Here is a 13,682-nt window from a genome sequence, read left to right on the forward strand (position 1 = left end):
TATGCAACGTGTAATATTTACTTCGATACTATTAATGACGACCTCTTTTAGCCATGCATTTAGCATAGATAAAATGCTTCTTATAGCTGGAGAAGATGGTAATGGAGTTTTTACTCTGACTAGTTCGAAAACTGAACCTGAATATATAAAAGGTAACGTTAGCCAAGTAAAGGTTGAAAACGGAGAGTTAGAAAAGGTAGAGCTAACAAAAGATAATTTACCTTTATGGGATCTTGCGCTATTACCCAATAAACTGATATTAAATCCGGGGGAAAGACGTCGTGTATCAGTAAAGAATTTATGTCAGGTTAATTGTGATGATTTAGAGAAGGACAAAGTTTATCAAGTGACTTTCATGCCTAGCGTTATCGATGGAGATAAAAAAGAAAGTATAATTGGTATTAATTATGGTTATGCTCCTTATTATATTGTACCTGCAAAAAATACTAATGTTGACTACAAAGTTAAATATAACGGTTCAGAAGTTTATGTGGAAAATAATGGTAACACATTTTTCTACATACAGTTTGATAACTGTAAACCGAATTCTGTTAGTAACAAATGTAAACAAACTAATACAATACTATCTGGTCGAAAGAAAACCATAAAATTAGCAGAAGGCCTGCAAAATGTCGATTCGTTATCCGTTAAGGTAGCCAACCATGATTACAGTTATAACAAAAATATCACTATTAAAAAGAAATAGCCTAATTAGTATAGCGCTATTATTCACGGCTTTAGATAGTAGCCATGCTGCAGATGTATACGGAACGATTACAGCAAACAACTCTGTGGTTTGGAACAATGCGGCGCCAAATAGTTATTTCGGTAGTGAAGCTATATCTCCATCTGCATGGACGATAGCGCAAGAGCAACCAACGGCAGAGTGGTATCCCGCAACGATGGATAACCAACCCGTTAATAACGTTAGCTTTGTTAATCATTCTACAGGCGAAAGTTTTAACACCAGCCTGGAGTTGTTAGGCGTTGAGTATAATTTGGGTAGCTCGGCTAGTTATTTCACATCAAAAGACTACGGGTCAAATGTGGGAATGGGAGTTGCCAATGAGTGTGCAGCTACAAATATAAGTGGTTCGAGTGCGAAAGTGGGCCAAGAGTCGACTTTGTGTGTGTCGCGAATGGGTTACACAGCAACAAGCCGAATAGAGCCTTTTAAGTTTTATCGACCTGCTTTCGCTTTGCCTAATATCAGTAATGATGTGTTCGCAGCCCCTGTTGGATCTGGAACTTTTACGGCATCAATTAACCTTTCACCCACTTACTTTTTTACAAGTCAAACCGGTACGATGACTTATACCAGAGTGCCGGAGACGTTAATTATCACGATTGATTATCAAGCTGCGATCCTTGAATCATTAACGGTACTTGGAGACGGGAATATTGAACCCCAGTATGATACTGCAACAAAAAGGATCTCTGGTACAACGAGGTATGATGTTAGCTTGTTAGGGACTTTACCTACAGGCGTTATTATGACATTTAGCCCTACGTCAGGTGACTATGAGCTTACAAATATTGATAACTCGCTAGAAAAGATACCCTACACAATCACGTGTGCCATTGGCTGCGAAAGCCCTGACAAGGTGATTGTCCAAGACGGAGTACTTAATACCGTATCTTTTCCTGATTCAGAAGTGATTACAGTGAATGGAGAAGGTAGTAACAAAGTTGATGTAGCATACGATGTTAGTTTTGATGTCGATGGAAATGCACTCAGTTCAGGTAATTACCAAGGGTCGTTTAATGTTGTTTATGAGGTGAACCTGTGAACCGACTAATTAATAATATTTTTTTTATGTTTCTAGTACTAACCAGCGGTGCAGCGGTTGCTGAGAAGCCAACTGCTCATATTTTGGGGGTAGGGGCAAACTATGGCTATAATTTTGATGGAGATATGTTTGAGAATTCTCAATCTATTTATTTTCTCTACCAATATAACCGACTTCAATTGAATCTAGGTATCAAACATTATAAATTATTAGATGATTCTGAGTACATACCTGATTTAGGTTTGCTTTATAGTATACATGATGGAGAAGAAATTGATTTAAAGGTTGGAGTCGGATTTGAAGATAAATATCCAACAATAGAGTACCTTGCTGAGTATGCTTTGAATGAATATTTCGGTGCGAGTATCGCACTTAATCAAACGTTGAATGATGATTTTGGGCAAAATCAACGAGAAGCCGTGGTTGGATTATCTTATTATTTCAATGACAGCAAGCGTAAGATTGAGTCTGACCAAGTTGAACCTCGCCCTTCGTCACTTGAAATTACGAAAGCTCCGGATTGCACATCTGACCCAACTGATACGGACTGTGACTTCGATACTATGTCTAACAGTATATCCGAAGTTGCTGTTAAGCCGACATTACCTTATGTCGTACAAGAAGGTGATTGGTTATATGAACTACGTAGAAAGTTCGGCTTCGATTTAGAAGAGATCATTGAGAGTAATGATATTGAAAATCCTGATTTGATCATTCCTGGCCAAGTATTAGAATAAGCTCTTACCGGTAACCTGATCAATATTAAAGTATTACTAGACCTATTTCTTATAAGGTATGGTGATGTTTTTTTTTTGCACTCGATTAAATCTGTCTAACTATTCATCTATGATCTTACATAGCTTACGTTGATGTGAATAATCAAGTGTTGCCAAGAATCATGGTTTACATACCAGATCTTAGGTTCAGGTATTAAATATTACGAAGTTAGATAAAATTTAATTCTCTTAATGTAAAACCATTAAACTACTATGAAGACTTGCAAGATATGTATTAGCGTTTTACTCTTCGGTCTCTCCCTAAGGTTTAACTGCCATCAAATCGCTAACCAGTGCATAATATGCATAAGTCTGGTGAATTGATGTGGCCGTATCCATGCTATATCATGATCGTTATGAATGGACTTTTCTGAACAAATTAATGTTTACAAATCTAACATCACGGATGCAAGAGTGGCTGGTAGGCATTAGACTTCTTTTTTCCTGCGAATAAGCTAAACTCTCATATGTAACCAATTACATTTGAGGTGTTTATGAAGTCGTTTGTCAATATTAAGGTCGTTTTATGTTCGTTTTTATTTTTTGCAACCTCAGCGATTGCTTCTATTAGTGCTGATGATGTCACGTTTTCAGGCCGAGTCGATGGAGATATACGAGCAATTTATTCTGACAAAAGTCTAACGAATGTGGATGGCATGCAAAACACGAAAGCTGTAAGAGGCATGACTCAGAGCAGTTATGTAACATTACTAAACAATGAAGTAGATGATGTAATTGTTCGTGAGGTTGACATGTAGTCAAGCGAACATAGCATATTAGATTCTAACTTTTTACCATATGCTTTAATACTCAATCGCTTAATTACATAGTATATAGATTGTACTGATAATTTAAGTGGGAAAATAATGAGGTATATTGGTTCAATAATATCGAATACGAATGTCAAAACTGTAGAGCTGTGTTTTGAAAGATTGAAGCAAGCAGGAGTTCATCCATCAGAACTATCTTTCGATGGATTGGTACTCCTGTTAATGTGCGCGGAAAGAGACCGCTTAGCAACACTGAGAGCTAATTGAGCATGGGTTTGAACAGGTTTGACAGCCTGTAAGCAAGTTCAAGAACTCGGGTTGAGTAAATAGCTGGCTTGTTTTTATGTGCATTAAAGCTTTAGAATAATAGTGTTTACCAATTTTGATTGCACCGTTGGTTGATTTTTTCTCGTACGAAACAACAGAAAATCCCATTTTTTCGAGTACTTCTGCTGAGCTCTTTATAGCAACTGTTGTGTAGTAGTCGGTAATGTTAGCGTGTTTTGCTAGAAACCTGAATTCTCTATTTAATTGTAGACGAAAAGGTCGCTCGTACAGCGAATGATGGCTCACCGCAAAATAAGCTAATTTTCGTCTTTTATTATAAGGAACGGTTTTTCTTAAATCTATTTCATCAATCGACTTTTGAGAAAGTGTTTCAATTTCGGAGATCATACCTTCAGTCGTGAATATAGTGCCTATGTTATGTCCTAATAGCTCCCCTGTGACGCTGTCGACATATTTATAGGCAATGAAACGTTTTTCATTGCAATATTTTAAAAAATCGATTTTATAGAGTCCATGCTTAATATTCTCATCAGAGGTTTTCTCATGAAAAACAAGTACAGAATTTACAATCTCACTATCATTAGAATTTCCAATCGGATATTCACAAACAGGATTGTGTTCGATCATCGATGTTGACTGATAATTTGCTCTGGCGATCAAGTTATTTAAACTACGGTATTTCTCTTCCATCAGAGTATTGAATTGATCAACTCTATTTTTAGAACTAGGGTCTTGATGTTGTAAATGACTAACTTTAGATAGATAAGGCTCAAGATCGTTGGTAAATTCTCGCAAAACACGAATACTACGGCTAAGAGTTGGTTTAGTTGTTCCTCTTTCCCATCGACTAAGTGTAACGGTATCAATGTTCGATAGATCTCCTCCGAGTAAGTTGAGCTTTGTAGCTGCTTGACTTTGTGTTAGTTCATTCGCGATTCGATATTTTTTTAAGTATTCGCCAAACACAGTAGTTTTCTCCAATCTTTTGCATAAGGCGAAGTATTATTATGTGTAGAAACTTAAGATGGTAGGCATCTTAATTTAAAGTCTGTTTGGCTATGCCTAATGATTTTTGATTGAGTATTGGTTATCCCACTGGGTTGTTTTTATGAGGGTTATTATTTCGGGTTGAGAAAGAAGTGTCGCTGTATCAATTTCGTATAAGCAATGTTCGAATGAGCGGTTGCCTAATTTAAAACCTCCTTTTTCTGACTCAATATCAAATGCTATTTTCTTAAATCCAAGTTGCTCTAAAATTTGTCCGATTTCAGGCCATGCACTAAAGAAATAATAACGTTGAACATTTGAATAGTGAATTAGGTTTATAAATTGAGAAACTAACATACATCGAAATATCTGGAAATTAGAAGAGTAACGATTATAATTACAAACCGATAACTTAGTCGAATTTTTATAACTGACAGATTTTGTCAGGTCGATATCAATGATTTTTGAATGAGTAACTTTGTCAAAATAGTCACTTTCGAATATAAAACTAATTGAGTGACCTACCAACTGCCCGCTTTCTGTTATAAATCTTTTTAAAATAGCTCGTTTGTTTTGTTGGTAGTCATATAGATTAATGTCGAAAAAACCCTTCGGTGTATGGATGGCTGTTTCGTAAAAGATTTTAAGGCTAGATAGTATCTTGTCATCATCTTTCAAAAGAAGTGGCATCTCAGTAATTAAAGTTGATTGTGGCTCTTGTGGCTCTTCATAACTTAATGATGAAAGCTTCGTTACCCTGTTATTAAAACGAAGTTGTTCAACCTCGTCTAGTAGCTTTGTTTCGTTTGGATTAGGTATTAATTCATAAAAGTCACTCAGGTCAACCTGTAAACAACGCAAGATTCTTAGGCATTTTGCAAGTGTTGGTTTGGTTTTTCCTCGTTCCCAACGACTGAGAGTTACCACGTCTACAGAGCGAAACTCTTCATTTGCAAGGTTTAACTTAACAGCAAGCTCACTCTGAGTAAGACCTAGTGAGACTCTCAATTCCTTTAAATAGTCACCAAACATACATTATCCCTAAGCGTAATTTGATCTAATTGAAGTATAGTCATCTACGATAGTTTATGGCGTTTTTAATAACCTATCTAAATGTAACAGACTCGAGATTACCGTTTTGAAACGGCATTGTGTATTTGTACAGGAGTTCGTTTAACTACTTATGCAGTTTGTCTTCACGGTTAAGAAGTAGGCATGTAAAGCTACATATGATTTGTTCATGCTAATCCTTGCTAGTTATTGATCTGTAGTATGGATTAATCACAAAAAGAGGTTTGTTTATGAATACGAATATGTTGTCTGAAAATTTACAAGCCGAAGCACTTATTGACGATGTTAATCAGGGATTGTTTTATCCTGTTTTTCAACCGATAACTAATGGCAATGGAACTGTCGGTGCTGAGGTTTTGTTACGTTGGGAAAAAGGGCACGATGTTGAATCGTCAATTCGCTGTCTGTTAGACTCTAAGAAGATTGCATGGTTTACTCAAATATTCTTGTTAAGAGTGTCCGAGGAATTATTGTCTCAGAAGAAAATGATTGATTTTCTGACTATTAATATCTCCCCTGATCACGTTTTAAGTTTCACTTTTCTACGTGATATTTCCCCAATTTGGCAAGCATGTAATAAGTTGGGTATAACCTTATGGATTGAGCTTACTGAGAATGAACAATACCCGGTTGGCATTGACGAGAAAAGGATGATGTCCCAGTTTGGAGTATGTCGTGGTCTTGGAATTAAAATCGCGATAGATGACTATGGCAGTGGTTATAACACTGGTGAAGCACTGATTAGGGTTGTTAAACCGAACATAGTGAAAATAGATCGGTCGTTAATGAGAAACCGGAGTGATAATTCGACCTTTTGGGAGCGTCTTAGATTTTTAGCTCGGAAGTATCAGATTGAATTGTTATCTGAAGGTATAGAAAACCATGAAGATTTACGTTTTGCACAATCGCAGGGCATAGATTATTTTCAGGGCTATCACTTAGGCAAACCTGGCTCATTGAGTCAATTGTCGAAACAAGGTGCAGCATATTGCTGATCTACTTAAAAATAGCGTGAATAAATTCGGGTTACTTTTAGTGTGTAAAGCATCATCGTTAGTTTCAAGAGTTTTAGGTTTGCCGGAACATAATGCCATTCTATTAGTTTAATCATGCCTACTTAGTATCAAGTGTTTAATGCCTGCCAGTTTATCTATTTATAACCATTTGTTAGCATTGGGACAAACAACAAAACATTGGAATCGTTATGTCGCAGTCACCTTTGGATCAAAAGGCTTTGAAGCAAGAGCTTTCAGGTCAACAGCCCTCCTTATCTCAAATTAATGTGTTTCCGGTTAAATCAGTAGGTGGGATTGCACTCTCTTCTGCTTGGGTCGAAAAACAGGGCCTTACCTTCGACAGACGTTTTATGTTGGCCTTGGCTGACGGCTCAATGGTGACGGCACGTAAGTACCCTAAAATGGTCAAGGTATCTTCTAGCTTGCAACCAGATGGTTTGATCTTCACTTATGAAGCTAAAGAACCGCTGCGCTTAAAGTATGCGAGCTTCAAGATGCAAGAAGCGCCAGCAACGGTGTGGAAAGACAGCTTCACGGCATACACGACATGTGATGAAGCCGATGATTGGTTCAGTGATGTGTTGGGCGTGCGCGTTGAGCTACTGTTTTCTGGCGAGCAATCGAATCGTGTTCGTGAAAAGCTCGGTCACAATGTGAGTTTTGCTGACGGTTACCCAATGTTAGTGATCAGCCAAGCCTCTCTTGATGAACTCAATCGCCGCAGCCCTGAAACCCATTCAATGGATCAGTTCCGCACCAATTTTGTCGTCTCAAACACTGAAGCGTTTGCTGAAGATGGTTGGAAGCGCATTCGAATTGGTGAGGTTGAATTCGAAGCGGTGAAGCCTTGTGAGCGCTGTATCCTAACGACAGTCGATGTTGAGAGCGGCGAATTCAGAGCAACAAAAGAGCCACTCAATACCTTTTCTACGTTCAGAGCCAATGAACGTGGTGGCGTTTTCTTTGGTCAGAACCTTGTGGCGAAAAATGAAGGTCTGGTGAAAGCGGGTGACGTTGTTGAGGTACTTGAAACCAAAGAGAAAGAACATTACGAAGACTCTTGGGTCGAGTCACTGCACTTAACTTGCGTCGAGCGTGAAGAGATCGCTCGCGACTTCACAACCTTTTGGCTAGAGCCAGCGAAAGAGAACAATTTATTACCAAGCTATCAGCCGGGGCAGCATCTACCGATTGAAATGGTGATTAATGGCGAGAAAGTGTCTCGTCGTTACACGTTATCTTCTAGCCCTTCACGCGCAGGTCGTTTGGCGATTTCCGTGAAGCGAGTGGACGATGGTCAAATCTCAAACTGGCTCAATGATCACTTCCAAGTCGGTGACACGCTAGTTGCTCAGAATCCAGATGGCGCATTCTACTTAGAAGATAACCCAACACATCCATTACTGCTGTTATCAGCGGGAAGCGGCATCACCCCTATGTTGTCGATGCTTCGTTACTTAGCCGACCATGGTCAGATTGATGATGTGGTGTTCTATCACCAATGCAGCAGTGAAGAAGATATCCCTTATCAAGCTGAGATTGATAAGATCGCTCGCGAACATGCTGGTCTAAGTGTGATTTATTCACTAAGCCAACCAACGAAAGAGTGGGATGGTTTGTCAGGTCGTTTGAGTGTGTCTCATGTCGCCAAAATTGAGGACCTTCATAAGCGCCAAGCATTCGTGTGTGGCCCTGACGGCTTTATGGATAATGCCAAGAAATTGCTGATTCAAATGGGGCTGAATCCTCAGCATTATCATCAAGAAGCGTTTGGTGTTGCTCAATCAACGGAAGAAGCGGTGAAGCAACTGCAGTTGAGCGTTAACGGCTACCTGTTCGAAGGCAACAACCAATCAACACTACTAGAGCAAGCTGAGTCGGCAGGTGTGTCTATCGCATCAAGCTGTCGCGCGGGTTTCTGTGGTGCTTGTAAAGTGACCCTTGAGTCTGGGCAAGTTCATCAACCTGATGTACCGGCGTTGCAAGATCATGAACGCAACATGGGGCAAATACTGGCGTGTTGCAGTGTGCCTCAAACTGATATCGAAGTTGTAGACTAACTCGGTAGGTCGGAAGGCCAGAAAGAAAAGCACATTGAATAGAAAAGGCCGGAAGTTCACTGAAATGAACTTCCGGCCTTTTTGATTCTAAGATTAATTCAAACAATTAATCGTAGATCGTTGGGATCGGTTGACGCTTGTGCTGTGTTGCTTTGTAGATGCCTACTAAGCGGTCTGACACGTCTTGAGGGACTTCTTTACCTTCAAGGAAATCATCGATTTGGTCGTAAGAAAGGTTCAATGCTGCTTCGTCGGCTTTCTGTGGATCAAGCTCTTCTAGGTCGGCAGTAGGCACTTTCTTAACCAATAGCTCTGGCGCACCTAGCGTTGCTGCAAGTTCACGAACTTGACGCTTGTTCAGGCCAAACAAAGGCGCTAAATCACATGCGCCGTCACCGTGCTTGGTGTAGAAGCCAGTGATATTTTCAGCTGAGTGGTCAGTACCGATGACAAGACCGCCAACGTAACCTGCAATTTCGTATTGTGCGATCATGCGAGCTCGAGCTTTCACATTGCCTTTCACAAAGTCGATTTTTGCTGAATCTGTTGGTAGTAGGCCTGTGCCCTCTAGAGCAATGTGAGATGCAGCGTGAAGCCCATCAACACCCGCTTTAATGTTTACAGAAACAGATTGAGAAGGCTGAATGAAAGACAGCGCAAGTTGCGCTTCGTCTTCATCTTTTTGTTCACCGTAAGGCAGGCGAACCGCGATGAATTGGTAGTCGTTGCTACCAGCGTTTTCATTTAGGCTATCAACGGCCATTTGTGCTAAACGGCCACAAGTTGTCGAATCCACACCGCCACTGATACCAAGGATCAGAGACTTGCAGCCTGACTGCTGAAGTTTCGTTTTAATAAAGTCCACACGACGAGTCACTTCGAAGTGAGGGTCAATTGAAGGTAGTACGCGCATTTCGTCACGAATTAACTGTTCCATTCGTATTCCTTTCCTGCAAGCAAATTAAAAATCTAGTGTTATCATACCTAAATCATCCGATTTAAAAACCTCTTTGCACAAGCTTAGAAAGAGAAGGCAGTAATAAACAATGGAAAAAATAGCCATTTTCGGTAGTGCGTTTAATCCACCGAGCTTAGGGCACAAAAGTGTGATTGATTCGTTGGCTCACTTTGACAAAATTCTACTCGTTCCAAGTATTGCCCATGCTTGGGGAAAAGAGATGCTAGACTTTGATATGAGATGTCAGTTAGTTAACGCATTTATTAGCGATCTTTCACTGGATCAAGTGGAGCTTTCTTTGATCGAAAAGAGCCTATTTACCCCAGGTGAAAGCGTCACGACTTATGCAGTGCTCAGTGAACTTCAAAAGTTACATCGTGACGCTGAACTGACGTTTGTTATTGGCCCAGATAACTTCTTTAAGTTCTCATCTTTCTATAAATCAGATGAGATTACCGAGCAGTGGTCTGTAATGGCTTGCCCTGAAAAAGTGAAAATTCGCAGCACAGACATACGTAATGCACTGATAAGTGGAAGCGATGTTGCAAAACTGAGTACAAAGTCAGTTACAAAGATGTTGCAAGATAGTGGACTGTATCAGATAATGTAAGTTCACTAATCAAGAGGTCAGAGGACTATGCTAAAGAGCGCGATATCAGCGACGTTGATCATGGCAGCATGTAGTATGCCTGCGTATGCTGAGTGTGATTTTTTTAGCTTAGATTCAATCATGCTGACTTCTGATGAAGATGACAATTGTCTAGATTTCTCGACCAGCATTGAGTCTTTTGGCCAACGTATGATGGAAATCAGTGGGCTGAGCGATGATGAACCTGAAAGCACACCGGACTATTGGTCTGATTGGGTACTTCAAAGTAAAGACTCGCCATTGCTGACACAAAGCATTGAGTCAAACTATGTTGGCTTGGGTATGTGGTTTCCAGAAGACCTTGAAGACGAGGAGTATGATATGTCTACAGAGGAGTGGTTGATGAATCATGGTCTTCAACTCAGCATCGGTTTTGGCGAGAAAGTCGAAGGGCAGCCGCGTATGCGCTTTGATTATCGTTGGCACGACTCACGTGACGCCGACCTAATGATGCAGGTTGAGTTGCCATTTTAGACAGGCAGATACACAGATAGATTGCTATCTACGTCTAAATAGTAAGAATTAAAAAAGCCGCAAAAACTCAGTTTTTGCGGCTTTTTAGTATCTGGCTTGCGAGTTTTAATACCAGCACTCACTTTCCGCCAAGCTATAAATCTTCACCAAAAACAAGCATACACAGTTGCTCGAACTCTTCTTCTTTACCTGAGAACAGATCATCAATCACAAGTGAACGTTTTTGACCTGACTGCATGCGCTTCTTCGCTTCTCGCATCACCATCACCAGAGTGTGCTCTTGTGGCAAGTTTGAGTCATCAATGTTCCATTGATTGAATCGCTGAGAAAGAGCACTTTCGCAAAGCAGGGGTTTAAACGACAACACTTCTTGCTTCAATACAGAAAGCATATCTTTAAACGCTTGTTCCGTATTATTGGCATTAGAAGCGCGAGCTTTGGTTTGTTCTAGCTTTTCTAGTAGTGCCGAAGAGAGGTTCGTTTGCGTGATGTAACCCGCTTGTCTTGGGAATGAATCCGTCAAACGAACAGAAAAATCGACACGGTTAACCTGAGTGTTTGGAAAGTAGGTCAGTGACGTTAGGCAGTCGTGTGGAATCCAGACGCTTTGTCCTGGTTCAACGGCATACTCTTGTTTGCCTAACTTAATCAAAACCAAGCCACTTTGAACCGATACAAGGCTATGTTTAAGTACTTTCTTGCGTGGTGTGATCACCAAGTGTGAAAAGTAAGCCGATGTATATTCAATAGCGAAGTTCATAGATAGTACCTTAATTTTGGGGCGTCAAGATTACCGTTAATCTTAAAGAATGCCAACAATAACAGGGGATTTTCAATGTTTCTGGTCTGACCTTGTCAAAAGTATGGGCTCTGTAGCTGCGAGAAGTCAAAACAACGCGTAGAATGAGCCAGCTTTTTATTATATGAATTAAAAAATGACCTCTCCAACCGATCCATATGTTGATATTCGTCCTTACGGCGATGATGAAATTCCAGCGGCACTAAACCGTCTTATTAATGATGAAGAATTTATCAGTGCAATCTTGCACTACCGTTTTTCAAACCATGCGTCTTGGTTCAAAGCATTAATGAGCCCGATTTTGCGTGTGTACTTAAAAATGAAATGGAGCAAGCTGACTAGCGTTGAATCCATTCAGATTGAAGTGAAAAAGTACTTACGCGACACGTTAGCGAAAACCACTAGCGGTGTGACGTACACTGGTATCGAGTCACTGGATGCGAACCAAGCTTATCTGTTTGTATCAAACCATCGTGACATTGCTATGGATCCTGCGTTGGTAAATTACGCTCTGCATCAAAATAATCATCAGACTTGTCGTATCGCTATCGGAGACAACCTGTTGAAAAAGCCATGTGCGACTGAATTGATGCGTTTAAATAAGAGCTTCATCGTAAAGCGTTCTTTGAAAGGACCGCGTGAGATGATGAAAGCGCTAGGGCAGTTGTCTTCTTACATTAAGCACTCTCTAGAAACGGGCAACTCAATCTGGATCGCTCAAAAGGAAGGTCGTGCGAAAGACGGTAACGATTTTACTGAGCCAGCAATTTTGAAAATGTTCCACGTTGAAGGACGTAAGCAAAAAATTGCTTTCCCTGAATACGTGAAGTCATTGAAGATTGTTCCTGTGGCTATTTCTTACGAGAACGACCCATGTGACACGGCTAAAGCGATAGAGCTTTTCGAAAAAGACGTAAACGGCAGTTACGAAAAGGGTGAGTTTGAAGATATCGAAAGTATCATTCAAGGCATCATCGGTGATAAAGGACGCGTTCACGTTGGTTTCGGTCAGGTTATCGACCAAGATTTTGATACGCCTGAAGCGCTTGCTGAAGAGATCGATCGTCAGATCCACGATAACTACAATCTGTTCCCAGTAAACTTGCTGGCAGCAGAAAAAGAAGATGAGTCGATTACAGCGGCCGTTAAACAAGAGTTTGAAGCTAAACTGTCGAGCCTGCCACAAGGTGCGCGTCAGTACTTGATCGATAGCTACGCCAACCCAGTGAAGAACATTGGTTAACGAGCGTTAGTTAGCTTGCTAGTTGATTAGCAACTTGATTGAATTGAAAAAGGAGCCTTGGGCTCCTTTTTTGTTTCTGAATCACCATTTGTTGCTGCGATCGAGCATTAACGTATTAGAGCATTAGAGCATTAGAGCATTAGAGCATTAGCCTGAATTAGCGAGCGACTGCACCACCGAGATCTAGATTGGTTGGCCATTTGGTTACGGTGTTGCCGCCCAGATAGATGTTGCCTTTGACTGTCATGGTCTCGGGGAATGTTGTAATCCCAGAACCGCCTATATAAAGGTCGCCGTCAATCACGATCCCGTTGGGTAACTCGGTTAAAGGAGTGCGGATCACGCTCAGATCGCCTTTTACTCTAAAGCCATTCGGTAGCCTTTCCAGTGGAGTGTCGGTGAGGTTGATAAAGCCGCCCACTCTTACACCTCTTGGCCAGCTGGTGATTTGGCTGCCAATCAAGTCGACGTAACCTTTTATCTTAACCCCGCTTGGGACTCGAGCGAGTTGGCTGTTAGAGCCTTTAAGGCTGCCGTTCACTTCTAACCCTTTGGGTAGGCGTGTGATCGCAGTATTCTCTATATTGAGATTACCATCTACCACCAAGCCAGTTGGAAGTGATCTATAAGGCTTATTTCGTAGATATAAGTTTCCGTAATTATCGAGATGGTTCAATATTTGATAGTGATCGAGTGGTTCAGCACTGACATTTGTTATGGTTAAGGAACCAATAATAAGTGCAATTATTCTGAGCATAACAGGCTTCTTATTACGATAGACGCTTACACTATAATGGAAAA

At 40.5% G+C, this 13,682-nt stretch carries 14 protein-coding genes; 9 read left to right on the forward strand and 5 right to left on the reverse strand.

The features are described from left to right. Position 1: 1 nt before the first annotated feature. From AB4307_RS17120 to AB4307_RS17135, 4 genes are all read left to right on the forward strand, one after another. The gene (locus AB4307_RS17120) at positions 2 to 706 is read left to right on the forward strand and encodes a hypothetical protein (RefSeq protein ID WP_229648578.1); all 705 of its coding nucleotides are present in this window, start codon (positions 2 to 4) and stop codon (positions 704 to 706) included. Further along, positions 663 to 1,790 carry a hypothetical protein gene (locus AB4307_RS17125; RefSeq protein ID WP_102321325.1) on the forward strand — a complete coding sequence of 376 codons (1,128 nt, stop codon included), beginning with the start codon at positions 663 to 665 and terminating at the stop codon, positions 1,788 to 1,790. The genes AB4307_RS17120 and AB4307_RS17125 overlap by 44 nt, the downstream gene beginning before the upstream one ends. Continuing rightward, on the forward strand, positions 1,787 to 2,527 hold the full coding sequence (locus AB4307_RS17130; RefSeq protein WP_065584792.1) for a LysM peptidoglycan-binding domain-containing protein: 741 nt from the start codon (positions 1,787 to 1,789) through the stop codon (positions 2,525 to 2,527). Before AB4307_RS17125 ends, AB4307_RS17130 begins: the two co-directional genes overlap by 4 nt. 533 nt (positions 2,528 to 3,060) lie before the next feature. Next, the gene (locus AB4307_RS17135; RefSeq protein ID WP_017062773.1) at positions 3,061 to 3,324 is read left to right on the forward strand and encodes a hypothetical protein; all 264 of its coding nucleotides are present in this window, start codon (positions 3,061 to 3,063) and stop codon (positions 3,322 to 3,324) included. Positions 3,325 to 3,579: 255 nt separating this feature from the next. Here the strand turns inward: AB4307_RS17135 and AB4307_RS17140 are convergent, their stop codons facing one another. Continuing rightward, positions 3,580 to 4,590: a helix-turn-helix domain-containing protein gene (locus tag AB4307_RS17140; protein WP_102321327.1), complete on the reverse strand. Its 1,011-nt coding sequence runs from the start codon at positions 4,588 to 4,590 to the stop codon at positions 3,580 to 3,582. Between the two features lie 96 nt (positions 4,591 to 4,686). Continuing rightward, positions 4,687 to 5,643, reverse strand: a complete 957-nt coding sequence (locus tag AB4307_RS17145; protein WP_102321328.1) for a helix-turn-helix domain-containing protein — start codon at positions 5,641 to 5,643, stop codon at positions 4,687 to 4,689. A 269-nt stretch (positions 5,644 to 5,912) separates the two neighbouring features. On the opposite strand from AB4307_RS17145, the gene AB4307_RS17150 reads away from it, so the two are divergent. After that, positions 5,913 to 6,677: an EAL domain-containing protein gene (locus AB4307_RS17150; RefSeq protein WP_017062770.1), complete on the forward strand. Its 765-nt coding sequence runs from the start codon at positions 5,913 to 5,915 to the stop codon at positions 6,675 to 6,677. 209 nt (positions 6,678 to 6,886) lie between these two features. Then, on the forward strand, positions 6,887 to 8,758 hold the full coding sequence (locus tag AB4307_RS17155) for an MOSC N-terminal beta barrel domain-containing protein (protein WP_372132719.1): 1,872 nt from the start codon (positions 6,887 to 6,889) through the stop codon (positions 8,756 to 8,758). A gap of 106 nt (positions 8,759 to 8,864) precedes the next feature. On the opposite strand, the gene nadE is transcribed toward AB4307_RS17155, so the two are convergent. Further along, on the reverse strand, positions 8,865 to 9,695 hold the full coding sequence (nadE, locus tag AB4307_RS17160; RefSeq protein ID WP_102393916.1) for an NAD(+) synthase: 831 nt from the start codon (positions 9,693 to 9,695) through the stop codon (positions 8,865 to 8,867). Positions 9,696 to 9,804: 109 nt separating this feature from the next. Between nadE and AB4307_RS17165 the strand changes: the two genes are divergently transcribed. Beyond that, entirely contained in the window at positions 9,805 to 10,326 is a 522-nt protein-coding gene (locus AB4307_RS17165; RefSeq protein ID WP_017067959.1) for a nicotinate-nicotinamide nucleotide adenylyltransferase, read from the forward strand. Between the two features lie 27 nt (positions 10,327 to 10,353). After that, entirely contained in the window at positions 10,354 to 10,839 is a 486-nt protein-coding gene (locus tag AB4307_RS17170) for a hypothetical protein (RefSeq protein ID WP_372112659.1), read from the forward strand. 133 nt (positions 10,840 to 10,972) lie between these two features. Here the strand turns inward: AB4307_RS17170 and AB4307_RS17175 are convergent, their stop codons facing one another. Then, positions 10,973 to 11,599 (reverse strand): hypothetical protein, encoded by a 627-nt coding sequence (locus AB4307_RS17175; protein WP_017067957.1) that lies wholly within the window; start codon positions 11,597 to 11,599, stop codon positions 10,973 to 10,975. 175 nt (positions 11,600 to 11,774) lie between these two features. On the opposite strand from AB4307_RS17175, the gene AB4307_RS17180 reads away from it, so the two are divergent. Continuing rightward, positions 11,775 to 12,881 carry a 1-acyl-sn-glycerol-3-phosphate acyltransferase gene (locus AB4307_RS17180; RefSeq protein WP_372132722.1) on the forward strand — a complete coding sequence of 369 codons (1,107 nt, stop codon included), beginning with the start codon at positions 11,775 to 11,777 and terminating at the stop codon, positions 12,879 to 12,881. A gap of 157 nt (positions 12,882 to 13,038) precedes the next feature. Here AB4307_RS17180 and AB4307_RS17185 read toward each other — a convergent pair whose 3' ends face one another. Further along, complete coding sequence (locus AB4307_RS17185) at positions 13,039 to 13,638, reverse strand: hypothetical protein (RefSeq protein ID WP_065583700.1); 600 nt, start codon at positions 13,636 to 13,638, stop codon at positions 13,039 to 13,041. Between the last annotated feature and the right edge of the window lie 44 nt (positions 13,639 to 13,682).

It is taken from the genome of Vibrio sp. 10N.261.52.C2 (genome assembly GCF_041471425.1).
Lineage (GTDB): Bacteria > Pseudomonadota > Gammaproteobacteria > Enterobacterales > Vibrionaceae > Vibrio > Vibrio crassostreae_C.

Bases quoted from the DNA above. Each gene is read 5' to 3' on its own strand.
- AB4307_RS17135 (WP_017062773.1), top strand. From the start codon at position 3,061: ATGAAGTCGTTTGTCAATATTAAGGTCGTTTTATGTTCGTTTTTATTT.
- AB4307_RS17175 (WP_017067957.1), bottom strand. From the start codon at position 11,599: ATGAACTTCGCTATTGAATATACATCGGCTTACTTTTCACACTTGGTG.
- AB4307_RS17165 (WP_017067959.1), top strand. From the start codon at position 9,805: ATGGAAAAAATAGCCATTTTCGGTAGTGCGTTTAATCCACCGAGCTTA.
- AB4307_RS17155 (WP_372132719.1), top strand. From the start codon at position 6,887: ATGTCGCAGTCACCTTTGGATCAAAAGGCTTTGAAGCAAGAGCTTTCA.
- AB4307_RS17125 (WP_102321325.1), top strand. From the start codon at position 663: ATGATTACAGTTATAACAAAAATATCACTATTAAAAAGAAATAGCCTA.
- nadE (WP_102393916.1), bottom strand. From the start codon at position 9,695: ATGGAACAGTTAATTCGTGACGAAATGCGCGTACTACCTTCAATTGAC.
- AB4307_RS17170 (WP_372112659.1), top strand. From the start codon at position 10,354: ATGCTAAAGAGCGCGATATCAGCGACGTTGATCATGGCAGCATGTAGT.
- AB4307_RS17145 (WP_102321328.1), bottom strand. From the start codon at position 5,643: ATGTTTGGTGACTATTTAAAGGAATTGAGAGTCTCACTAGGTCTTACT.
- AB4307_RS17120 (WP_229648578.1), top strand. From the start codon at position 2: ATGCAACGTGTAATATTTACTTCGATACTATTAATGACGACCTCTTTT.
- AB4307_RS17180 (WP_372132722.1), top strand. From the start codon at position 11,775: ATGACCTCTCCAACCGATCCATATGTTGATATTCGTCCTTACGGCGAT.
- AB4307_RS17185 (WP_065583700.1), bottom strand. From the start codon at position 13,638: ATGCTCAGAATAATTGCACTTATTATTGGTTCCTTAACCATAACAAAT.
- AB4307_RS17150 (WP_017062770.1), top strand. From the start codon at position 5,913: ATGAATACGAATATGTTGTCTGAAAATTTACAAGCCGAAGCACTTATT.